Here is a 24381-nt window from a genome sequence, read left to right as displayed (position 1 = left end):
GGAGGGGCATATGAAACCGTATAAGATTGCATTAATACCAGGTGATGGAATTGGGCCAGAGGTAGTTGCAGAAGGTGTGAAAGTATTAAAAGCAATAGAAGAAGTAGATAAAAACATTTCTTTTTCTTTTACCACATTCCCATGGGGATGTGAGTATTATTTAAAATACGGAAAGATGATGGATGAGAAGGCCCTAGATTTATTAAAGGACTATGATGCTATTTATCTAGGTGCTGTTGGCTATCCAGGTGTTCCAGACCATATTTCACTACGAGATTTATTAATTAAAATACGCAGAGGTTTTGACCAATATGTTAATTTACGTCCAGTTAGCCTACTACATCCAGACCTTACACCATTAAAGGCAAAATCTGAAAAAGATATTGATATGCTTGTAATCCGGGAAAATAGTGAAGGAGAGTATGCAGGGGCTGGTGAATGGTTATTTAAAGGAAATCCTGAAGAAGTCGTATTGCAGACTGGTGTTTTTTCAAGAAAGGGAACGGAAAGAATTATTCGTTATGCATACGAAGAAGCTAGAAAGTCGAATAGAACACTAACGAGCATTAGTAAAGGAAATGCCCTAAATTACTCACATGTTTTCTGGGATCAATTATTTGAAGAAATTGGGATGGAATATCCTGATGTTGAAACATATTCCTATTTGGTAGATGCAGCAAGTTTATATTTTGTCACGCAACCTGAAAGATTTGGAGTAGTCGTTACATCTAATTTATTTGGCGATATTGTCACGGATATAGGGGCTGGAATTACTGGGGGACTAGGATTAGCAACTGGGGCAAACATTAATCCAGAAAAAAGCTATCCGTCCATGTTTGAGCCTGTACATGGATCTGCTCCTGATATTGCGGGTAAAGGTGCCTGTAATCCGATAGCTGCGATATGGTCAGTAAGTCAAATGCTCGATTTCTTTGGTTTGGAAGATTGGGGAAGTGCTGTGCTACAGGTGATAAGAGAGGTATTAAAGGATAAGGAATCGTTGACAGCCGATTTAGGTGGAAGAGCAACTACGGAAGAACTTGGAGAATATATTATTGAAAAGCTGATCAAATAAGAGCTGCAGAGTAGCAAGCCAAGGAAAAGTGCTTCATCGATACTATGAAGGAACTCACCGAGGTGATGAACACCCGAACGCGAGAGGAAAAGCCCTCGTTCGGTAACTCATCAAGGTGATGAAGACCGGAATACATTAGGGGACACCGAGATAAGTCACTCATAGGTAAAATGAAAGCTAAACCAAAAGAAAGTGCCCAGCAAAAAGAAAGAATTTTACTTGATACTTTTATTAGAGCTAAAAAAAAGATATGATTCCCATGTTATTTAATCATATCTTTTTGGACTTTTTCAGTGGCCTACGGAGAAGCAGCTCTTAATTTTGGTGACACTTTATATTCTAAACTTTTTCATTTTGTTATAAAGGGTGACACGAGATATTCCTAATATCTTTGCTGCCTTCGATTTGTTTCCATTCATCTTTATGAGTGTTTCTTCTATGAGTTGTTTTTCCATCGCTTCTTTTTCTTGAGGTAATGAAAAAGAAGCTTTCTTTTCTGGCTGATAGGGAGTAGATATCTCATTATGAAAGAAATCTAATAGATTATTTTGATTGATTATGGGGCTCTCGGTTAGTATTACGATTCGTTGGATGAGGTTTCGTAATTCACGAATGTTACCAGGCCAGTGATAATGCATTAATTCTTCCATCGCTCCTTCCTCAATTCTTGGGAGAGGAACTTGGTATTGTGCTGCATATTGATTTAAGAAAACTTGTGTAAGTTCAGGAATATCTTCTAAACGATTTCTAAGAGGAGGCATCTTCACTTGAATCACGTTTAACCGATAGTACAAGTCTGAACGAAATTTCTTTTCTTCCATTAATTGTTCAAGGTTCTGATTGGTAGCTGCGATAAAACGCACATTTATTTTCTTTCCAGTTGAATCCCCAATACGGTAGAGGACATTTTCCTGGAGGACGCGTAGTAGTTTTACTTGCATCTCTAATGGAAGTTCACCAACTTCGTCTAAGAAGATTGTCCCTCCATCTGCCATTTCAATTTTCCCGGCTTTTCCTTTTTTCTCCGCACCAGTGAATGCTCCACCTTCATAGCCAAAAAGTTCACTCTCAAATAATGCGCTAGGAATAGCCCCGCAGTTAACTGGTATAAAGGGGGACAGGTTCCGCTTGCTTGTCTCATGAATTGCCCGTGCGCAAATTTCCTTCCCTGTACCACTTTCTCCAAGAATCAGCGTGGTGGCACTCGTTTTCGCTGCTTTTCTTGCAATATCGATTGTTTGATGTAATGCAGCACTATTTCCTTTCAACTTAGAAAAAGGGGTTTCCTCCTTGCTGCTATACACCTTTTGTCTTAATTCGTTTAATTCTGTAGAGGTGGTGGTAAGGCTTTCATTCAATTTTACAATTTTTGTAATATCCCTCTCTGCTGATACAGCACCAAGAAGACAATTATTCTCATCGTAAATTGGTAGTGCATTAATTACAACATGTTTATCTCTTCGTGGTCTGTGATACGTATTTTTAACGGGTTCTTTCGTGTGAAGGACTTTTAAGACCATTAAATCATCATTGTGGAAAAAATCAGTTATTTTTTTGCCTATAATTATAGATTGTGGAATGTTATAGGTCTCTACAGCAGCATTATTCCAGAACATTACTTTCTCATTGGGATTAACAATGGTAATCGCATCATCCTCTGCAGATAGCACTGCATGTAAATATGCCAACTCTTTATCCATACATACTTCACCCCTAATATGTAAACTGTAAATATATTATACAATATATTTACACTAGTGTAAGTACATTTAACACTTTTATGTGATTATTATTTAGATAATTACTAACAAAAGTAAAATTACAAATAAATTTAAGTATATTTGGCAGCGCTTTCTTTGTTGGAAGAACAAATGAAAATTAAGTTGGCATGTTTTTCGCATATATATTGGTGAGGGTTAATAAAACATTCAATTCATTCCTTATTGGAAAAATATATTTTGGGAGGTTTTTTATTTTGGTATTACCATTCAAACATGAACCATTTACAGATTTTAATGATGAAACAAACCGTAAAGAATTTGAAGCTGCATTAGAGTTGGTTGAAAGTGAATTAGGAAAGGATTATCCATTAGTAATTAATGGGGAAAAGGTTTTTACTGATGACAAATTAACTTCGATTAACCCTGGTAACAAAGAACAAGTTGTTGGTCATGTATCACAAGCAACAAAAGCACATGTTGATAGGGCGATGGAATCAGCATTAGAAGCTTTCAAAACATGGAGAAAGATGCCTGCTGCTGCGCGTGCTGATGTATTATTTAAAGCAGCAGCGATTGTTCGTCGTCGTAAACACGAATTCTCCGCATGGTTAGTATATGATGCTGGAAAACCATGGAGTCAAGCAGATGGCGATACAGCTGAAGGTATTGATTTCTTAGAATACTATGGACGTCAAATGCTTGATATTGCAGGTGGTAAAAGATTAGAGAATCGTCCAAACGAACATAATGCTTACTTCTATCAAGCAATGGGACCTGGTGTGGTTATTCCACCATGGAACTTTGCATTTGCAATTGTTTGTGGAACAGCAGTAGCGCCAATCGTTGCTGGAAATCCAGTATTGTTAAAACCTTCAGAACATACGCCAGTTATTGCGTATAAATTAGTTGAAGTTTTAGAAGAAGCGGGTCTTCCGAAAGGCGTATTGAACTTTATTCCAGGTGATCCATTAGAAATTGGTGATTATTTAGTAGATCATAAAGATACACACTTTGTTAACTTCACTGGGTCACGAGCAACAGGAGTACGTATCATGGAACGTGCTGCGAAAGTACAGCCAGGTCAAAAACATTTAAAACGTGTGGTTGCTGAAATGGGCGGGAAAGATACGATAATAGTTGATAGTGATGCAGATTTAGATTTAGCAGCAGATGCAATCGTGAACTCAGCATTTGGTTTCTCTGGTCAAAAATGTTCAGCATGCTCTAGGGCTATCATTCACAAAGACGTATATGATGAAGTTCTAGAAAAGGCTATTGCTTTAACAAAAGAACTAACGATTGGTGACCCTGCAATGGAAAACGTATACATGGCTGCTGTTTCTAACCAAAAGCAATTTGATAAAATCAGAGATTATATCGAAGTTGGGAAGAATGAAGGCGAACTAGTATATGGTGGGGAAACAGATGACTCAAAAGGCTACTATGTTCACCCAACCATTTTTAAAGATGTAGATCCAAATGCTAGAATCATGCAAGAAGAAATCTTTGGACCAGTTGTTGCATTTGCTAAAGCCGAAGATTTTGATGAATTACTCGAAATTGCAAACAATACAGAATATGGTTTAACTGGTGCAGTTATCTCTAATAATCGTGAACATTTAGAACAGGCACGTTATGATTTCCATGTTGGAAACCTTTACTTTAACCGAGGGTGTACAGCTGCAATCGTTGGATACCAACCGTTTGGTGGATTCAAGATGTCTGGTACCGATTCAAAAGCAGGTGGACCAGATTATTTAAACCATTTCCTAGAAGCGAAAGTAGTTTCTGAGACTTACTAATTATAAATCCTGTGACAAGTCGTAATTTCTTGTCACGGGAACTCTACCCTAGTACATTTTCTATAAATCCAGTAAAAGCTATACAAAAAATTACATTTAAAGGGGATGCTGGTATGGCTAATCTTACAAAAGATTTGTTTATCGGTTTGTCAAATAATAAATTTTTAAATGAAAATGCGAAAAGATGGGGTTTTCGCTTAGGTGCAAATAAATTTGTAGCTGGTACGAATATTGATAGTGTTATCGAAACAATAAGAGAGTTAAATGGCAATGGTATTCGTTGTACGCTCGATAATTTAGGTGAGTTTGTAGCGGATAAAGCAGAATCTACGCAGGCAAAAGAAGAGGTATTACGTATTTTGGACGTAATTCATTCAGAAAATTTAGATTGCCATCTATCTGTAAAACTAACACAGTTAGGGCTTGATATTGATCACGCCTTTTGTGTAGCTAACATGCGTGAAATCTTAAGGAAAGCAAAAGGTTATGATTTGTTTGTTAACATTGATATGGAGGATTATTCCCATTATCCACAGACATTAGATGTTCTTTATACGCTTTTAGGTGAATATGATAATGTTGGTACGGTCGTACAGTCCTATCTATTTCGTACAGAGGAAGACCTTGAAGACCTTAAGAAAGTAAGATTAAGACTTGTTAAAGGTGCATACAAGGAATCAGAAGATGTTGCTTGGCAAAAGAAAGAAGAGATTGATAGAAGTTTTATTTTACTCGCTAAAAAGCGCTTACTTGGTGAAGCGTTTACATCAATTGCGACACATGATCACAATATTATCAATGAATTGAAAAGATTTATTGAAGAAAATAAGATTAGTAGAGATATGTTTGAGTTTCAAATGTTATACGGGTTCCGAACGGAAATGCAATTTGATTTAGCGAAAGAAGGATTTAATTTCTGCACCTATATTCCTTTTGGAAATGATTGGTTCGGATACTTTATGCGTCGTTTGGCAGAACGGCCACAGAATTTGAATCTTGTAATGAAAGATGTTTTCTATACAAAGGACAATCAACTGAAGAAGGAACCAATTATTACTGGTGCGGTTGCTGCTTCATTATTATTGCTTTGGAGAAAAAAGAAAAAAACAAAGAGTGAAAAAGTGGTACAATAGTTTTAGAGAAAGTTAATGTATTAGAAAAAACAATCCTTCCTACTACTTAAAAGAGAAAAAATGTAGGAAGAATTACGGATTTATTTTTCGGAAAATTCCCACTTTTTCATTGGGTTACTGGAGTAAGTTTAAAGTTAGACTAATCCAAAAATGGGGGTTTTTAGAAAATATATTGCCATTGTAAAATGGGAAAGAAAAAACAAAAAGGGGAGATTGGATGACGGATAATACGTATCAACTAATTGCCATCATCATTTATTTAGCTGGAATGGTACTCATTGGGCTGTATGCGTACCGAAAGAATAACGATTTAGATGATTACATGCTTGGCGGGCGTAAATTAGGCCCAGCAGTATCAGCGCTTAGTGCAGGAGCTTCGGATATGTCCCAATGGTTGCTCATGGGGCTTCCAGGTGCAATATATGTTTCTGGTTTGGTAGAAGGTTGGATGGCAATTGGGTTAACAATTGGAGCATGGCTAAATTGGCTATTTGTTGCGCCGAGACTTCGTGCCTACACACAAGTATCGAATAACTCCATTACAATTCCTAGTTTTTTTGACAATCGATTTAAAGAAAATACAAAAGTATTGCGTATTATATCAGGTATTATTATTCTTGTCTATTTTACGTTTTATGTGTCAAGTGGAATGGTAGCTGGTGGAGTATTTTTTGAAGGTTCATTTGGTTATAGCTATCATACTGGACTACTTGTTGTCGCTGGAGTAGTTATACTTTATACATTTTTAGGTGGATTTCTAGCCGTAGCTTATACTGATTTTGTACAAGGGACAATAATGTTTCTTGCGCTTATTATTGTTCCAGTTGCCGGTATTTTCTTAACAGGTGGAGTTGGGGAAACATTAGACTCTATCCGTGCTGTTGATGTTAATTTGTTAAGTTTCTTTGCAACTGCAACTGCTACTGGAGTTATATCTTCGTTGGCATGGGGACTTGGATATTTTGGTCAACCACATATCATTGTTCGATTTATGGCTATTAGATCTACAAAAGAAGTAAAATCAGCAAGAAGAATTGGTATTGGTTGGATGATTATCGCTTTGGTTGGTGCTGCTTTTACTGCATTGATTGGAGTCGCATATTTCCAGCAAAATCCGGGTGTGGATTTATCAAATCCTGAAGCAATCTTTATTGAAATGGGGCAAATTATATTCCATCCATTTATTGCTGGTATCATGTTAGCAGCTGTACTTGCAGCAATTATGAGTACCATCTCATCTCAATTGCTTGTAACTTCTTCAGCATTAGTTGAGGATATTTACAAAGCAGTTATTAAATCTAATGCATCTGATAAACAATATGTAAATCTAGGAAGAATTGCTGTCGTTCTTGTTTCAGTTGTTGCGGGAATTTTTGCGTGGCAGCAAAATGACACGATTCTAGGACTTGTATCATTTGCTTGGGCAGGATTTGGTGCATCATTTGGACCGATTATACTATTAGCATTATATTGGAGAAAAGTTACTGGCACAGGTGCACTATGGGGAATGATCGTTGGTGCTGTAACTGTATTTGTTTGGGGTAATAATGAAACATTGTCGGGCTACTTATATGAAATCGTACCAGGTTTCGTATTAGCCCTAATTGTAACAGTAATTGTAAGTTTGATAACTTATAAACCAAATAAAGAAATAGAAGAAGAGTTTGATAAGGCTCTAGAACTTATCGAACAGGAAAAATAGAAATTCCTTAAGGAGAGGCACAGCATTGTGCCTCTTTTTAGGTTCACTGTCACTATTCTTTTTTCGACAATTTCTGACAAGTGACAGGCACCTCAATTGTGGTAGAATGGAGTCACAATAAGTCAGAAGAGTGGGTTATGTAAATGAAAAAGAAAAAAGTTCAAAAGACCAATGCAATTCGTCTGCTTGATAAAGAGAATATTCCTTATAATATTCATGAGTATCCATGGAGTGAGGACCATTTAGATGCTAAAACTGCCGCTGAAAAGGTAGGAATGCCACTTGAAAAAATCTATAAAACACTAGTAACTGTCGGGGACAAAACTGGTACAATGGTCGCCTGTATACCAGCCTCTGATGAATTAGATTTAAAAGCACTTGCAAAGGTAAGTGGGAATAAAAAGATAGAGATGCTTGCAATGAAAGATTTGGAAAAAACAACTGGGTATATTCGTGGTGGCTGTTCACCTCTTGGAATGAAAAAACAATTCCTAACTTTTGTGGACTCACAAGCAGAAATAATGGATACAATCGTTATCTCAGCTGGGAAAAGAGGCATGCAAGTAGAATTGAAGCCCAGTGACTTAAAAAAACTTACTCGATCAGAGTTTGTAGCTATTTTAGAAAACTAGATATTTTTAGTATTGAATTTCAAGAAGCAGGTGACGATATGAGGGTATTACGAAAAATCTACCAATTTATTGTAGATAAACCTTTAACAAAGAATACGATTATTCATGAACGATACGTAGTTGTAAAGTTGATAGGAAAAGGTAGTTATGGAATTGTATATCTTTGTAATGATTTACAGGAAAATGAGAGAAGAATCTTAAAGCAACTTCGTCCAAGTAAACGGAATAAAAGTGAAGAAGTAGACTTGTTTCAGCAGGAAGTAAATATACTTAGCCACCTGCAACATAGAAATATGCCAACACTTTACGATAACTTTTCTGAAGAAGGAAACTACTTTTTTGTAATGAATCATATTGAAGGATACAATCTGGATAAAGTTATTTTTACAAATAAGGAAAAATATAGTGAGAAAGATTCTTTACTGTTATTCTCTAAATTGCTAGAACTGATAGAAAATCTCCATAGTCAGGGGATATATCACCTTGATTTGCGACTACCGAATATATTATTACATCACAATGAAGTCTTTTTAATCGATTTTGGACTAGCAAGAATGCAAAGTGACGTGCGTGCAGCGAATAAAATGATCTTACAGGATTTCTATGATTTAGGCGATATTTTGCTCTTTTTGCTTTACACAACTTTTTCAACTACAAAGAAAAAAGCCCTTCCATGGACGGAAGAACTTTCGATAACGAAAGAAACGACTTGTTTATTGAAAAGGCTCTTAAGCATTGACGAGCCTTATTCTAATATAACAGAAATATGTGGTGACTTAACAGCGGCCTTAGAAGCAATTGATTAGCTGCTACTACTCCCCCAACCTCTCTTCTTATAGCGTCTGCTTCCACTCATTGGATGGTGCTTGTGTTTTCCGCTACTACTACCGTATGGCCTACGCCTACTGCTGCTATCATCGTAGTAGCTACGTCTTGGTCTACCGCTACTTTTATTGTAACGACGATGTTTCCTTTCGCTACTTCCACTTGAGAGGTGCTTTATTTGTTTCATAAACTTCTTAAACATTATGTTTGCCTCCTATTTTTGGTAGGTAGGATAGTATAAAACTTCCTTACCTAAGTGCAACAAAGGCTGTCACCGAAAAGACAGGATTAGCCTCATTTCTAATTATTTTATCATATTTATTATATGTTACTTGTTCGAATTCCAAATTTCTATAAGTGACAGGCGCATTTATTTCGAGAGAATTACTAGCTTGTCTCCTGGTTCCATGCTAAGCTTGTTACCTATGGTTACAAATACAATGTTGCCATTCCTTTTCAGGATATATAAGGGTGTAACTGAAAGTTGCATCTTATCTTTGCTTAATGTTTCTTTTTTATTTATTTCAATTGTTTTTATTGAATACCCGATGTTTACTTTTCTATTTAGTTCTCTAAATGGTTCTTCTTCTCCAAATAGCATATTAGCTTTTAGGGAGCTTTTTACCTCTTTGAGACTTTCTGTTCGAACAGGGAGTGCAAATGTATTGTTGTATCCAAATTCTGGCACATAGGTTTGACAAACAAGCGCATTATAGGCAGCATCCCCAGTCATTACGAGAATCGTATCATAAGGAGTGAAATCAATATCAAATTCGGAATGCTCCGCAAGAATCTCTCCTTGGTACGTATCAATATGGAAGTTATCAGCCTGTTTTAATCTATCAGATGATTGATCGCTAATTAAAACGGGAGTACCCATTTTTTTTAGTTGATTGGCTAATGCAATTGCGAAACTACTAGCTCCGACAATTAATACACCTGGTTTTTCCGTATTTGCAAGGCCTAATTTCTTAGCGACAGGTCCAATTGAAAATCCATGCGCGCAAACAGTGATGAACACCAGTGCAAACGTTAAAGCGGTCAATATTGAAGCGCCTGCATATCCATCTTCTAAAAGTAATTCAGCAAAATACCCAGAAACAGTTAATGCGACAATCCCTCTAGGAGCAATCCAGCCAATTAATGTTTTTTCTTGATTTGACAATTCCGTTCCAATTGTTGATATCCAGATAGAAAGTGGTCTTACAAGAAATAGCATTGCAATCACAAAGCTAATAATTGGCCAGCTAAATACATCTGCAATGGTCTCGCGTGTTAAGGATGAAGTAAGTAGAATAAAGATAGTTGATGTAAGAAATACAGAAATATTTTCAACAAAGTGACCAATACTTCCGATGGAATGAACATATTTTTTTGTGCGTGCAAGGGTTAACCCCATAACGGTTACTGCAAGCATTCCAGTTTCATGCATCATAACTTCTGCAATTCCGAAGCATAAAAGCACAAACGATATAATGATCGGTGATTTTAAGTACTCTGGAAATAGTCCCCTACTAACAAGAATGCTTACTACCAAACCGATTAAATAACCAACTATGACTGCGAGAATTGCTCCACCAAAAAATAACAATAATTCACTTACTTGAAATGTTGGATCTTTCGAGAATTTAATGATTTCATAGGCAAATAAAGCTAGCAATGGACCAACAGGATCGACAATAATCCCTTCCCATTTTAAAACTGCGGCTGTCCTTGGTTTTAATTTTGCTTGGCGGAGTAGCGGAATAATTACTGTTGGACCTGTAACAACAAAGAGTCCACCAATAATAAAGGCTATCTCAAGACTTAATCCAGCAATATAATGAGCTGCTAATGATCCACCAATCCACGCGATAAAAGCACCAAATGTTACAACCCTAAACACGGACTTAGATATCCCTTTAACTTCACGAATATCTAAGCTTGTACTGCCTTCGAACAAGATGACAGCAACAGATAATGAAATCAGTGGACTATAAAGGTCACCGAGTGCTTCCTTAGGGTTGATTAATCCCAAAAGAGGACCGATTAATAACCCAGCAATTGACATAATGACAATGGATGGCCATTGTATACGCCAAGCTATCCATTGTGAAAAAATACCTAAAACAACAATCACTACTATACTAATTAATGCTATATCCTGAATATTATTCACCTTCTTTTAAATGATAGAGAACAGTTTACCATCTTATTTTTATTTAAGCATTGTTTAATTTGTTAGAGGACGACATATTAGTATTTCACACGAAATCTGCTACATTTTATAAACAACATTGTTTAGATGGCTATCATCATATTAATGTGATTTTGCAATGTTTTAGATATAGTATAGACAGAAAAGCACCAGCTTATTGAATAGCGGGTGCTTTTTGTATTGTTATAATAGCATGAATTTGTTATTGTTTAATGAACTTATATTTAATGTCTTCGGTTTCTTCATCGTAATCGACTTCGAAATCATATCCGCTGAAAAACCAATCATCCATTTTTTCAATAAAATAAGTAATACCATTAATTTTCTTTTCAGCAAGTACATCCTGTGGTTCGTCAATGCGTAGTCCTACTGAGAAGTTGTCGTGTACCTCCGTTTTCCCGTAGAGTTTTCCTAGAAAGCGGATGCCATCACCTTCTTCAAGGTCCATCTCTTCATGAAACCATTTATTTGCACTTTCCGTAATGTTAATTTCCATATTTGTAGTAACAGAATCACATAATCCCTGATTCTGTGTACCTCCTTTCTAGAATTGGTACCTTTAGTTTACCACATTTTAGTACTTTAACCTGCTTCATTATTTAACGAAAAAGTGACGTTAGGCAAATATCGCTAATCACAGGGGTGGTAGGCAGCTTTATGAAAAAAATTCTTTTGGTACTTTTTTAGGGGCTTTAGTAAGCAAGCTTACTGTGATAAATAGAAATGTTGAAAGGAGAATTCCCCATAACCCCGATGAAAGTCCAAGCGGTTCTGTTTGGGTAAATTCGATTATAATTACGAACAAACCACTTACAACAACACTTGTTATTACTCCGGCAGCTGTACCACGTCTCCAAAAGAAAGTTCCGATAATTGCTGGTACAACAACTAATAAACCTGCTGAAGATGCTACAGATAAAACGGCAATTAAATTGACTTCCATTAAAGCGAATAAATAAGATAAAATAGCAATAATTGGAATAACGATTTTTCCAACATGAAGCTGCATTCTATCAGTTGCTTTTTTATTGAAATTCCCATACACATCGCGAGCGAATAATGATGACAATGTAAGTAAAATAGAATCGATGGTTGAAATTGCTGCTGCCATAATACCAACCATGACAATCACTCCTAAAATGGGAGGGATGAGATCAGATTGCAATACAAGTGGTGTAGCAAGATCAGCATTATCTAGATTGGGAAACATAATTGACGCAGAGAATCCCCAAATTACGGCTACAATGGTATAAACAAGACCAAAAACCATAAATCCTATTAACATACTCCTTAAGCTTTTCAAAGAAGCGGGCATGTACAATCTTTGGCTAACTTGTGGATTAGAGAGGCTAAAGAAAAACCATGGGATTGTCATTCCTAAGAAGTTAATAAAGCTCCAGAAGCCATTTCCTGGAACGGATAATTTCTCTGGTTGCTCGGTTTGTAATGTATTGAAAAATCCGTTAAAACCACCCAATCCATTAATTAATATAATAACTACGATAGTGGAAGTTATTATCATAAATAAAGCTTGTAGTGAGTCTGTCCAAGCAACAGAGCGTATACCTGCTATATAAGAGAATAAAATAGCCAATACGGTTGCTATAATCACCCCTGTTGTGAAGGGGATTGCATTATTAGTGACCCCTTGTAATAAATAACCAACTCCAGATAGCTGGACAGCGCTATAAGGGATTAGAAAAATACAACTAGACAGAGAAACAATAATTGCAACGGTTTTATTACTGTAGCGATCACCAAGCATCTCAGAAGGTGTTACATACCCGAATTTCTTTCCGACTTTCCAAAAGCGTGGTCCGAAAAAGGCAACCAATGATACGCCCATTAAATATATGAGTTCAAATCCAAGTGCGCCAATACCACCATTATATGTAAGACCAGCTAGACCAACTAACATAAATGCACTATATGTTGTTGCACTATAGCTAAGGGCTGAAACAAAACCATTTAACTTACGATCACCTAGAAAATAACTATTCATACTTGTTTGTTTTCCCGAACGCGCGAGAAATGCAATAATTAAAGCAACCATTGTATATATAGCGATTGCCCACCAAACGAATGATGTATTCATTCTTCTTTACCCCAATCTTTTGTTAAAAAATAATTAATAATAAAAACAATAAGTGCCAACACAATCCACAATAAGAAGCTACCATACCATTTTGCAACATTTGTAAATATGGTATATGGGAGCACATAGGCAAGGATAATGATAAAAAGTATCGCTAACGCCCATTTTCCTTCATTTGCTTTCAAAATATCACCTCCGGATTATAAACTTGTTAGGGATTGAACATTTACTCTTACTATTTACAAAAATCTTATTACCATTCTACATAGGAGACGTAGCATGTTTATTTAGTTAGTGAAAATATTCACAAAACAAACAAAAAATTCTAATAAATATTATCCAGAGTATATAATAACAAAATTTGCTCTACTTTACTAGATTATCTTAAAAAATTAAAAAAGGAGGTTGGGAAGAAAGAAAAGGGGGATATTTATGTGGGGCCCTGAATACCACGTTGAAATGTGGAATGATAGGAAGAGGGAAGGTTAATTTTCAGGAACTTCCCACTGTCTTTTTATTTGACTAAAGGCCAGCTGCAAAATTTCGTCCGGTTCCGTATCTCGGCTTGTGAGGACGTTCGTTTGATAAAATTGCCCTTCATAATCTACTGTTACATTAACTTGAATCATTCATTTCATCCTCTCTATATGTGTTTAATTTTCTTAATATTATAAACTTAACATAAAGATACAAATGTGTCAATAATGTGAACGAAAACAGGCATATCAATTAGTGGAAAACTTGTAAATAATTGAACATAAAGATTGTGAATTGTAAGATAGAAAAACAATGTTTTTACCATATAAACAGTGTAAATATAATGATTTACATCGACAAAAAGTGTTCACATACAAAGGTAAATAAGTGATAGAAATCACATTTTGGGCAAAGTGACAATTATATACTTAAGTCAAAGATAAGGTAATCCATTCATACAAACTGGCGAAAAGATATATACCTGAGTGGTACACCTTATCTAATAAAAAGATGAGGTGAGCGTTATGCTAAAAAAACTTATTGGAGTTGGCTTAGTTAGTACTGCATTGGTGTTATCTGCTTGTGGGAATGAAGAAGTGGAACCTGACAAAGACGTACAGACGGTTAGTGCAGAGGAAGCAACTGTCGAAGTTATTCCAGCGCACAAAGATTTAAATCAAGAACCTGTTCCTCTTGAAATAAATCGTGAAGGTTCAGATGTATTTGTTAGGATGACATCACAAATAACTGATATTGAAATTGATAAAGATAACAATTATAAAGCTTGGACATTTAACGGAGAAGCACCTGGACCAGTAGTGGTTGTAGAAGAAGGAGACACTATTCACTTTACCTTAGATAATATGGACCCGTCTATTCCGCATAGTATGGACTTCCATGCTGTACACGCTGCACCTGATAAAGCCTTTGCTGATGTTGCTCCTAATGAGGAAGGTACATTTGTATACAAAGCTTCTAGTCCTGGTGTATTTATGTATCACTGCGGTACGGATCCAGTTCTTTCTCACATTGCGAATGGTATGCATGGCGTCATTATTGTCACGCCACAAGATGGTTACCCAACCGATGATGAAGTAGATAGGGAATTTGTAATTGTTCAAAACGAATGGTATAAGTACAATGACTTAAATGATATGACAAATGAGGAACCTTCACAAGTGGTTTTCTCAGCAAAAGCATTACATGAAGGACAAGTTAATACAAATGGAACAGTTGGAGCACTTATTGATGAACCACTAGAAGCTAAAGTCGGAGAAAAAATCCGTTTCTACATTAATAACGTCGGACCAAATGAAGTAAGTAGCTTCCATGTAATTGGAACAGTTTTTGATGATGTGTATATAGACGGACACCCAGCAAACCATATGGAAGGAATGCAAACGGTTGGCCTTCCAGCTAGTGGAGGAGCCGTAGTAGAATTTACAGTCAAAGAAGCAGGAACTTATAAATTTGTTACTCACCAATTTAATCATGTACAAAAAGGCGCTGCTGGTAAGCTAGTCGTAACAGAATAGGTATAGAGATAAGCCATCTCCCATAACTTTGAGGAGGTGGCTTATTTTTATTATGTAGATTCTTTTCATATTATTTGTTGTGATTGATAAAAATTTGGAAGATGAAAATATGCTGCAATAAAAAAAGTAATGCTTTGCCAACTGGTTGATAATTCGGGTATGAAAAGGTAAGGTAGACATAAACTATTTGGTTACAATACTTTACAGATACGATTCATCTGTTATAATGGTAGCATTATAGGTGGTCTGACCACCTAAATATATCCATATATCATTGTAAATTATTCTATTTTTATCATTATAAAGGGGCGAAAATAACGATATGGCTAGCTTTAAAGACGAAGCGCTACATATGCATAAGGTTAATAAGGGGAAATTATCCGTTCAATCAAAAGTACCGGTGAGAAATGCAAATGATTTAAGTCTAGCATATTCACCAGGTGTTGCAGAGCCATGTAAAGAAATCTTTGATCGCAAAGAAACAGTTTATGATTATACGATGAAAGGAAACATGGTAGCAGTCGTAAGTGATGGTTCCGCTGTATTAGGTTTAGGAAATATCGGACCTGAAGCAGCGCTCCCTGTAATGGAAGGAAAAGCGGTGTTATTTAAAACATTCGCTGGAGTAGATTCTTTTCCTATTTGTTTAGCAACACATGATGTAGATGAAATCGTCCGAACAGTTAAATTGATGGAACCGAATTTTGGTGGCGTTAATTTAGAAGATATTGCCGCTCCGAATTGTTTTATTATTGAAGAACGCTTAAAAAACGAAACAAATATACCTATTTTTCATGATGATCAACATGGAACGGCAATTGTTACGGTTGCTGGTTTAATCAATGCTCTAAAACTTGTTGGAAAGACATTTTCTAACATAAAAGTCGTAATGAGTGGTGCAGGGGCAGCAGGAATCGCGATTATTAAACTTCTAAAAAGTTTCGGTGTTCACGATATGATTATGTGTGATTCTAAAGGTGCTATTTATGAGGGTAGACCAAAAGGGATGAATCCTGTAAAAGATGAAGTTGCCGCATTTACAAATCGAAATAAAATTGCTGGCTCACTTGATGAAGTACTTGAAGGTGCAGATGTATTTATTGGTGTTTCCGTCGCTAATGCTCTGTCTAAAGAGATGGTTAAGAAAATGAGTGATGATGCGATTATTTTTGCAATGGCAAATCCTGATCCAGAGATTATGCCAGAAGATGCGAAGGAAGCTGGGGCGAGAGTAATTGGTACCGGACGTTCTGACTTTCCGAATCAAGTGAATAATGTTTTGGCTTTTCCGGGAATATTCAGAGGTGCTCTAGATGTTAGGGCTACTCGTATAAATGAGAAAATGAAAGTTGCTGCAGCAGAGGCAATTGCTTCATTAATCTCAGATAATGAATTGCATGATGATTATGTAATTCCAGCACCTTTTGATGCTCGTGTTGCGCCGATTGTTGCTAAAAGTGTAGCAAAGGCAGCAATGGATTCTGGCGTCGCAAGAGTGAAAATTGATCCAGAGGAAGTTGCTGAGAAAACGAGAAAATTAACGAATATCGAAGAGAACTAATGGTCTTAGGGAGTGAATAGTGGCTGTGACTTTGCGTAATCAGAAAGTTTATCAAGGAGTATTGCAACAAATTCGTTCCTATATAGAAATCCATCACCTGAATCCTGGAGATAAACTTCCCTCCGAAAGGGAACTGGCAGAGAAACTACAAGCTAGTAGGTCATCTATTCGTGAAGCGCTAAGAGCGTTGGAATTGTTAGGGATAATTGAGACAAGTCCTGGCGAAGGGACATTCCTTAGTTCCTATCGTTCGTTACAGTCAGTTGAAATTTTAGCTTCCTTTATTTTAAGAGAAAAGGAAATAAAGGGTAATCTGATTTTGTCCAAGCATATTATTGAAAAGGAAGCTGCAAAAGCAGCATTTCTTCATATTACGGATACAGATATTCTAAAACTAGAGGAGATTATTCATAATCCCTCTAGTCTTCTTAAAGATAAGCACCGTTCTTTCTTTCGCCATCTTTTTATGAAAGCAGATATTATCCTTTTAGAAAGAATTTGGTCATTGATGGAGGAATTCTCATCTACACTAGATGAGCAAGTGTATGATAAATCATTATATATAGAATTAATACAAATCTATGAAAACAAAACTTATTCAACCATTGAAGACTTGTTTATGAAGCGTTTTAAGAGGAAATAGGATTCAACCTATCTGAAGATAGATTATTGTATCTTTACTCTCTACTCTCTATTTTCTATTATGCTGTCGACTTATTTTGACAACATTTTTTATTTTATTTTGATATGATTGATAAAGTGCATTACCTAATTTTCGTATAGGTTGTGAAAGTGAAGGAGGAGTTAGCTTGCAGCTGAAAGACATATTCACCAAGCGCAAGAAATATGCAACCATTCCTAGTGAACAGAGTAAAATTGATGTCCCACAGGGGTTAATGCAAAAATGTACCGGATGCAAAAAAATATACTATCGGAAAGAATTGAAAAAAGCATTAAATGTTTGCCCAAATTGTAATCATCATCACCCCCTAACGGCGTGGGAGCGTATTGAAAGTTTATTTGATGAAGAAACCTTCGAGGAATGGGATGAACAAATCACCTCATCAAACCCATTAGATTTCCCAGAATATGAGCAAAAAATAGCAAAAGACCGTGAAAAGACGGGATTGAATGAAGGTGTTGTAACCGGCCGTGGTCAAATCAATGGTCAAGATACAGCATTCGCCGTTATGGATTCTTTTTTTCGTATGGGAAGTATGGGGAGTGCGGTTGGAGAAAAAATAGCAAATGCAGTAGAGAGAGCTAGAAAAGAATCATTACCTTTTATTATATATACAGCTTCTGGTGGCGCTAGAATGCAAGAAGGTGTACTAAGTTTAATGCAAATGGCTAAAACGTCTGTAGCGATTAAGCGATTTAGTAATGAAGGTGGCTTGATGGTTTCTGTTATGACACACCCAACTACAGGTGGAGTGTCAGCTAGCTTCGCATCAATTGGTGATTATAATTTTGCTGAACCAAAAGCTTTAATAGGATTTGCTGGGAGAAGAATAATAGAGCAAACCATTCGAGAGAAACTTCCCGATGATTTTCAAACCTCTGAATTTCTAATGGAACACGGTCAATTAGATAAGATTGTCCACCGGCATGATATGAAAGAACTTTTAACAACATTGCTCATCATGCATCAGAAAGGTGGAAATAAGACATGAAGCAAGTATTAGACTTCGAAAAGCCGATTGTTAATTTAAAAGAAAAGATTGTAGAGTTAAAGAAATTCACGGAAGATAGTGATATTGATTTAACAGAGGAAATTTCAACACTTGAAAATAGATTAATTGAGTTGGAAAATGATATATACGGTCACTTGAAGCCTTGGGATCGCGTACAAATGGCTAGACATTCTGAGCGACCTACAACGTTAGATTATATCGAAAAGCTGTTTACTAACTTTATCGAATTTCACGGTGATCGTGCCTTTGGTGATGATGCAGCGATTGTATCTGGAATTGCCTTTTATAAAGACAAACCAATTACAGTTATTGGTCATCAAAGAGGGAAAGATACGAAAGAGAATATTCGTAGAAACTTCGGTATGCCACATCCTGAAGGGTATAGGAAGGCACTTAGACACATGAAACAGGCGGAGAAATTCGGTCGTCCGATTGTTTGTTTTATTGATACCAAAGGTGCGTATCCAGGTAAGGCTGCAGAAGAACGAGGACAAAGTGAAGCAATTGCTAGAAATCTGATGGAAATGGCAGGTCTAACTGTTCCCGTTGTCTGTATCGTTATTGGAGAAGGAGGTAGTGGCGGAGCGTTAGCGTTGGGTGTGGGTGACCATATTCATATGCTAGAGAATGCTACCTATTCGGTTATATCGCCAGAAGGAGCAGCCTCTATCCTATGGAAGGATGCAAATTTAGCAAAAAAAGCGGCAGAGTCAATGAAGATTACTGCGGCTGATTTAAAAGAATTAGGCGTCGTTGATCAAGTAATTCCAGAACCAAAAGGAGGAGCACATAAAAATGTGGAGGGACAAGCACAAATGATTGATAAAGTGCTCACAGAATCCCTGACATACTTATCAGAATTTTCTTCGGGAGAATTACTTGAGAAAAGATGGGAAAAATACAAAAGAATAGGAGATTACAAATTGCTGTAATCTCATTTAAGTAAAGGTTGATAATGTATATTGTCAGCCTTTACTTATTGCTTAGGTGATATAAAATTTTGTTAGTAGTTGATATCACTTGCACATTTCTAATTTGGAAACGCTTTTAGTTCTGAATATTACTATTTTCGACTTTTTTCTGTGGTAATGATTGATATTTAAACTGTTTTATCTTATCTTTAGAATGTAGGGTTTTACTATATATATTGATATAGTACAGTTTGTTCGTTATGTTTGATACAGTTTTATAATAATCAAAATAATGTATCTATTGAGGTGAATAAAATGGTTAAACGAATAGGCGTATTAACGAGTGGCGGAGATGCTCCTGGTATGAATCCTGCGATTCGCGCTGTTGTTAGAAAAGCAATATATCATGATGTAGAAGTTTATGGTGTGAAGTATGGTTACCAAGGGTTGATGGAAGGGAATATGTCGAAAATGGATTTAGGATCTGTTGGGGACATTATTCAACGCGGTGGTACCATTTTATATTCTGCAAGAAGTGAAGAGTTTAAAACAGACGAAGGTCAGCAGAGAGCTATCGAACAAATGAAGAAACACGGGATAGAAGGATTAATTGTGATTGGCGGAGATGGAAGTTTTCGTGGTGCTAAAAAGCTAACCGAGAAAGGATTTCCATGTATCGGTGTTCCTGGTACGATAGATAATGATATTGCAGGTACAGATTTTACAATAGGTTTTGATACGGCTCTAAATACGGTTATCGAGGCGATTGATAGAGTTCGCGATACTGCAACTTCTCATGAACGTACATATATTATTGAAACAATGGGAAGAAATGCAGGGGATCTTGCCTTATGGGCTGGACTCTCGGGTGGTGCAGAGAGTATTATTATCCCAGAGAAGGAAGAACCGTTTCAGGATGTTTGTGACCGATTGGTGCGTGGGCATCAGCGTGGGAAGAAACATAGTATCATTGTCTTAGCAGAAGGTGTTGGCAGTGGGTTCGAATATGGTGAACGTATTAAGAAAGAAACAAACCTAGAAACACGTGTGACGGTTTTAGGTTATATTCAACGTGGAGGTTCTCCAACAGCACAAGACCGTGTGCTTGCTAGTCGACTAGGAGCAAAAGCTGTAGAACTATTAATAAATGGTAATGCAGGTAGAATGGTTGGTATTCAAAATAATAAACTCGTTGATTATGATATTAATGAAATACTTTCACTAAAACATCATATTAACGAAGATATGTATAATTTATCTAAAGAATTATCGATATAATCGATTCACCCTGAGGAGGAAATAGAAAACTATGAGAAATACAAAGATCGTTTGTACAATTGGTCCTGCTTCAGAATCAATTGAAACGTTAGAAAAACTAATTGATGCTGGAATGAATGTTGCTAGGTTAAATTTTTCCCACGGGGATTATGAAGAACATGGTGCACGAATAAAAAATATTCGTAAAGCAGCAGAGAACAAAGGAAAAACTGTTGCACTACTTCTAGACACCAAAGGTCCAGAAATTAGAACGAACAATTTCGTAAATGGTCAGGACGAAATTATCCAAGGAAGTACTGTTTCTGTCATGATGCAAGAAGTAGAGGGAACAGCTGAACGCTTCTCTGTAACATATGATGGATTAATTAATGATGTACATGCAGGCTCTAAAATATTATTAGATGATGGTCTTATTGAATTAGAAGTTGTTTCAGTTGATAAAGCCGCTGGAGAAATTAAAACGACAGCATTAAATAGTGGAACAATTAAAAATAAAAAGGGTGTAAACGTACCAAACGTATCTGTTAACTTACCGGGTATTACCGATAAAGATCGCTCTGATATAGAATTTGGAATCGAGCAAGATGTAGATTTCATTGCAGCATCTTTCGTTCGTAGAGCTTCAGATGTATTAGAAATTAGAGAAGTTCTTGAAAAGAATAATGCGGTACAAATTAAAATTATTCCTAAGATTGAAAACCAAGAAGGTGTCGATAATATCGATAGCATCATAGAGGTTAGTGATGGTTTGATGGTTGCAAGAGGAGATCTCGGTGTTGAAATCCCAGCTGAAGATGTTCCGCTTGTGCAAAAAGCATTAATAAAGAAATGTAATAATGCTGGAAAACCAGTAATAACTGCTACACAAATGCTTGATTCGATGCAACGTAATCCACGTCCGACAAGAGCAGAAGCATCTGACGTAGCGAATGCTATATTTGACGGAACGGACGCAATTATGCTTTCAGGTGAGACCGCTGCTGGTAGCTATCCTGTTGAATCAGTAATGACGATGAATAATATTGCATTAAAAGCAGAATCAGCACTCGATCATAAAGCGATTTTAGATGAGCGCTCTAAAAATGTTGATATGACAATCACTGAAGCAATTACGCAATCCGTTTCTCATACAGCAATGAACTTAAATATTGACACAATTATTACACCGACTGAAAGTGGATTTACAGCGAGAATGATATCGAAATATCGACCAAAAGCTTCGATTCTTGCAGTAACATTCTCTGATCAAGTGAATCGTCAACTAGCATTGGTTTGGGGCGTTCATGCAGTTATGGGGAAGGTAGCGCAATCTACAGATGAAATGTTGGATATTGCAGTAGACAGTGGGCTAGAAAATGGTTTATGTCAAAGAGGGAGCCGTGTCATTATTACTGCAGGTGTTCCAGTTGGAGAAAGTGGAACAACGAACTTACTAAAAGTTCATATTATCGGTGATGTAATTGTTAAAGGCCAAGGTATTGGTAAACATAGTGCATATGGAAAAGTCGTTACCGCAAAAAATGCAGCTGAAGCAAATGAAAAAGTAGAAGAAGGAGACATCCTTGTAACATATGGTACAGATCGTGACATGATGCCAGCAATTGAAAAAGCAGGTGGCCTTGTGACGCAAGAGGGTGGTTTGACTTCACATGCTGCTGTTGTAGGACTTAGCTTAGGGATTCCGGTTATCGTTGGCGTAAATAATATTTTTGAACTATTATCAGACGGCCAAGATGTGACAATTGATGGAACAAGTGGCGACATTTATAATGGGCATGCAAAGGTTTTATAAATTTAAACTTGAGATGTGAAAGAAAAATCGGCATATTGGCCGATTTTTCTTTTAAAATTAATTATAAGAATGTTATTATAATTGATGAGAGGATGTAAGATATATGCGATGGCTCTTATTAGCTTTATTAATAGTACCTGCATCGGAAATTGGTGTATTTCTGTGGATTGGTGGGATTATTGGTCCATGGTGGGTTGTTTTGCTTATATTATTCACTGGGATTATCGGCATTACAATTGCGAAATATCAAGGTATGGACACGTGGAAACGTGCTAGAATATCTATAAATAAAGGACAAGCTCCAACCGAACATATTATTGATGGTATTTGCATTTTAATTGGAGGTATATTTTTACTATCTCCAGGATTCATTACCGATACAATAGGATTTATTCTTGTCTTACCCCTTACAAGGAAACCACTTAAGCATGTCATTTCAACATATATTAAACGTAAAATAGATAATGGTTCAATTATTTATCGTAAATGGTAGACATTGTTATCCCTTAATAAAGTTTAATACCCATTTGAAAATACCAGATTGATGAAGTACACTTATTAAAATTAATATTGCTGGTGCAATGATTATTCCAAGTACTCCCCACAGTTGAAATCCAAAAAAGTATCCAACAAGTGCTAATAAAGGGTGTATTCCTATATTAGACGAGAGGACTTTTGGTTCTATCACTTGACGAACAACAACGACAATCATATACAGTATTGTCAAACCGATAGTAAGAGTATAATTCCCCACAAGAAATAAATAAATTATCCACGGTACAAAAATAATACCCGTCCCAATTAATGGGATTAAGTCTACGAGCGTAGCAAAAACGGCAATTGTTAAAGCGTGTTCAATTTGTAGTAAATATAAGCCAATGAAAATGAGACATCCCGATATAAAGATTAGGATACACTGTGCCTTTACAAAACCAACGAACGATTTCTTTAGATGATTAGCTACATTACTTGTTGAAGCATTGATGTTTGTAGGTATTAGTTTCTTATATTGTTGTTTTAAATGATCCCAATCAGCAGTAATTAAAAAGGCAGCAAATATGATGAAAATAAGAACGGTAACAGAATTAGGCAGTGTAGATAGAAATTTTGTTATAAATTCTAATGTATCCTGTAGGAGCCTCGTCCCTGTTGATGATAGATAGTTGGTCAGATTATTAATCGTATCTTTTATTGTTAATTGCTGTTCAGGATTTAAGGTTAGAAAAATCGATAAAATCTTCTCGTAAGCCGGAAGGATAAATGTATTAAAAATGGATTCGAGAAAGTATAAAAATTGATGGAAATAGATTGGGACCTTTTCTGCTAAATATACGGTGCCCTGATATAGTTCTGAAATAATGATAAATAGAGTCCCCATTAACATGATAAAAATAGTTATAATGACAAGAAATGTGGCTAAACCGCGGGGTATTCTGAATCTCCTTTGTAAGAAAGACACACTAGGATTCATTATTGTTGCTAGAATGATAGCTATAATTAACGGATAAATGTAGGTTAAGCTGTAAGATAAGAAATAATAGCTTGATAGAATGAATAGGACTACGATTACAAAACGAAAACTAATCATTAAATATTTATTTGACATATTGGTTCCCCCAAAGCCTGTACGAATTATTGCTTATTAATTACATATGATGTAATGAACAAGAATAGAAGTAAATGGAAGAAAACCCTCAGATTCATTCCTTATAATATAGCGAGACCAAACTGTATTATAAACAACTTTTTATTTTAATTTTAAAAAATTAAACGTTTTCATTTCACATAACACGTATAATACTTTATAATTGAAACAGGGGAAGGCAATATTTATAAATTTCCTATAATGTTATAGATTAAAAGATTGTTAGTTATATATATTCTGCTATGTGGGGATAGCGGAAATAGAATACAACTTATAAATATTGTCGTAATGTTGTTTCTTAATAAC

The 24381-nt window shown here is 36.1% G+C and carries 22 protein-coding genes; 14 read left to right on the top strand and 8 right to left on the bottom strand.

The window, feature by feature from the left end; translation table 11 throughout:
- Nucleotides 1–10: 10 nt before the first annotated feature.
- Nucleotides 11–1075, top strand: a complete 1065-nt coding sequence (locus D8M05_RS11760) for an isocitrate/isopropylmalate dehydrogenase family protein (RefSeq protein WP_121132003.1) — start codon at nucleotides 11–13, stop codon at nucleotides 1073–1075.
- Nucleotides 1076–1407: 332 nt separating this feature from the next.
- Here the strand turns inward: D8M05_RS11760 and D8M05_RS11755 are convergent, their stop codons facing one another.
- On the bottom strand, nucleotides 1408–2775 hold the full coding sequence (locus D8M05_RS11755; protein ID WP_121132001.1) for a sigma-54 interaction domain-containing protein: 1368 nt from the start codon (nucleotides 2773–2775) through the stop codon (nucleotides 1408–1410).
- Between the two features lie 275 nt (nucleotides 2776–3050).
- Between D8M05_RS11755 and pruA the strand changes: the two genes are divergently transcribed.
- The 5 genes from pruA to D8M05_RS11730 all read left to right on the top strand — a co-directional run bounded on the left by pruA (nucleotide 3051) and on the right by D8M05_RS11730 (nucleotide 8871).
- Nucleotides 3051–4598, top strand: coding sequence for an L-glutamate gamma-semialdehyde dehydrogenase (pruA, locus tag D8M05_RS11750; RefSeq protein WP_121131999.1), 1548 nt, complete (start codon nucleotides 3051–3053; stop codon nucleotides 4596–4598).
- A 113-nt stretch (nucleotides 4599–4711) separates the two neighbouring features.
- Nucleotides 4712–5731, top strand: a complete 1020-nt coding sequence (locus tag D8M05_RS11745) for a proline dehydrogenase family protein (protein ID WP_121131997.1) — start codon at nucleotides 4712–4714, stop codon at nucleotides 5729–5731.
- Nucleotides 5732–5948: 217 nt separating this feature from the next.
- A complete protein-coding gene (putP, locus tag D8M05_RS11740) occupies nucleotides 5949–7433 on the top strand; it encodes a sodium/proline symporter PutP (RefSeq protein WP_121131995.1) in 1485 nt (494 codons plus the stop codon).
- Nucleotides 7434–7576: 143 nt separating this feature from the next.
- Nucleotides 7577–8065, top strand: a complete 489-nt coding sequence (ybaK, locus tag D8M05_RS11735; RefSeq protein ID WP_121131993.1) for a Cys-tRNA(Pro) deacylase — start codon at nucleotides 7577–7579, stop codon at nucleotides 8063–8065.
- Nucleotides 8066–8103: 38 nt separating this feature from the next.
- On the top strand, nucleotides 8104–8871 hold the full coding sequence (locus tag D8M05_RS11730) for a serine/threonine protein kinase (RefSeq protein WP_121131991.1): 768 nt from the start codon (nucleotides 8104–8106) through the stop codon (nucleotides 8869–8871).
- 46 nt (nucleotides 8872–8917) lie between these two features.
- Here the strand turns inward: D8M05_RS11730 and D8M05_RS20755 are convergent, their stop codons facing one another.
- The 6 genes from D8M05_RS20755 to D8M05_RS11700 form a co-directional block, all read right to left on the bottom strand.
- A complete protein-coding gene (locus tag D8M05_RS20755) occupies nucleotides 8918–9052 on the bottom strand; it encodes a hypothetical protein (RefSeq protein ID WP_281271910.1) in 135 nt (44 codons plus the stop codon).
- Nucleotides 9053–9260: 208 nt separating this feature from the next.
- Nucleotides 9261–11039, bottom strand: coding sequence for a cation:proton antiporter (locus D8M05_RS11720; RefSeq protein ID WP_121132042.1), 1779 nt, complete (start codon nucleotides 11037–11039; stop codon nucleotides 9261–9263).
- A 250-nt stretch (nucleotides 11040–11289) separates the two neighbouring features.
- Entirely contained in the window at nucleotides 11290–11583 is a 294-nt protein-coding gene (locus D8M05_RS11715; RefSeq protein WP_121131987.1) for a HesB/YadR/YfhF family protein, read from the bottom strand.
- 159 nt (nucleotides 11584–11742) lie between these two features.
- Entirely contained in the window at nucleotides 11743–13182 is a 1440-nt protein-coding gene (locus D8M05_RS11710; protein ID WP_121131986.1) for a sodium:solute symporter family protein, read from the bottom strand.
- Nucleotides 13179–13367 carry a hypothetical protein gene (locus D8M05_RS11705; RefSeq protein WP_121131984.1) on the bottom strand — a complete coding sequence of 63 codons (189 nt, stop codon included), beginning with the start codon at nucleotides 13365–13367 and terminating at the stop codon, nucleotides 13179–13181. The genes D8M05_RS11710 and D8M05_RS11705 overlap by 4 nt, the downstream gene beginning before the upstream one ends.
- A gap of 300 nt (nucleotides 13368–13667) precedes the next feature.
- Complete coding sequence (locus D8M05_RS11700; RefSeq protein ID WP_121131982.1) at nucleotides 13668–13811, bottom strand: BA3454 family stress response protein; 144 nt, start codon at nucleotides 13809–13811, stop codon at nucleotides 13668–13670.
- Between the two features lie 372 nt (nucleotides 13812–14183).
- Here D8M05_RS11700 and D8M05_RS11695 point away from each other — a divergent pair, with 372 nt between their 5' ends.
- The 8 genes from D8M05_RS11695 to D8M05_RS11660 all read left to right on the top strand — a co-directional run bounded on the left by D8M05_RS11695 (nucleotide 14184) and on the right by D8M05_RS11660 (nucleotide 22923).
- The gene (locus D8M05_RS11695; protein ID WP_121131980.1) at nucleotides 14184–15194 is read left to right on the top strand and encodes a multicopper oxidase domain-containing protein; all 1011 of its coding nucleotides are present in this window, start codon (nucleotides 14184–14186) and stop codon (nucleotides 15192–15194) included.
- A gap of 322 nt (nucleotides 15195–15516) precedes the next feature.
- Entirely contained in the window at nucleotides 15517–16755 is a 1239-nt protein-coding gene (gene ystJ / locus D8M05_RS11690) for an NADP-dependent malic enzyme (RefSeq protein ID WP_121131978.1), read from the top strand.
- Between the two features lie 19 nt (nucleotides 16756–16774).
- Nucleotides 16775–17398, top strand: coding sequence for a FadR/GntR family transcriptional regulator (locus tag D8M05_RS11685; RefSeq protein WP_245985320.1), 624 nt, complete (start codon nucleotides 16775–16777; stop codon nucleotides 17396–17398).
- Between the two features lie 166 nt (nucleotides 17399–17564).
- Nucleotides 17565–18428, top strand: a complete 864-nt coding sequence (gene accD / locus D8M05_RS11680) for an acetyl-CoA carboxylase, carboxyltransferase subunit beta (protein ID WP_121131976.1) — start codon at nucleotides 17565–17567, stop codon at nucleotides 18426–18428.
- Nucleotides 18425–19381 (top strand): acetyl-CoA carboxylase carboxyl transferase subunit alpha, encoded by a 957-nt coding sequence (accA, locus tag D8M05_RS11675; protein WP_121131974.1) that lies wholly within the window; start codon nucleotides 18425–18427, stop codon nucleotides 19379–19381. Before accD ends, accA begins: the two co-directional genes overlap by 4 nt.
- A gap of 294 nt (nucleotides 19382–19675) precedes the next feature.
- A complete protein-coding gene (pfkA, locus tag D8M05_RS11670) occupies nucleotides 19676–20638 on the top strand; it encodes a 6-phosphofructokinase (RefSeq protein ID WP_121131972.1) in 963 nt (320 codons plus the stop codon).
- A gap of 31 nt (nucleotides 20639–20669) precedes the next feature.
- Nucleotides 20670–22430 carry a pyruvate kinase gene (gene pyk / locus D8M05_RS11665; protein WP_121131970.1) on the top strand — a complete coding sequence of 587 codons (1761 nt, stop codon included), beginning with the start codon at nucleotides 20670–20672 and terminating at the stop codon, nucleotides 22428–22430.
- A 103-nt stretch (nucleotides 22431–22533) separates the two neighbouring features.
- Nucleotides 22534–22923, top strand: coding sequence for an FxsA family protein (locus D8M05_RS11660; RefSeq protein WP_121131968.1), 390 nt, complete (start codon nucleotides 22534–22536; stop codon nucleotides 22921–22923).
- Nucleotides 22924–22929: 6 nt separating this feature from the next.
- On the opposite strand, the gene ytvI is transcribed toward D8M05_RS11660, so the two are convergent.
- Nucleotides 22930–24036, bottom strand: coding sequence for a sporulation integral membrane protein YtvI (gene ytvI, locus D8M05_RS11655; RefSeq protein WP_121131966.1), 1107 nt, complete (start codon nucleotides 24034–24036; stop codon nucleotides 22930–22932).
- Between the last annotated feature and the right edge of the window lie 345 nt (nucleotides 24037–24381).

Source organism: Oceanobacillus bengalensis, from assembly GCF_003628445.1.
In the GTDB taxonomy this organism is placed as follows: domain Bacteria; phylum Bacillota; class Bacilli; order Bacillales; family Amphibacillaceae; genus Oceanobacillus; species Oceanobacillus bengalensis.
This window is presented reverse-complemented; position numbering and strand designations above follow the sequence as displayed.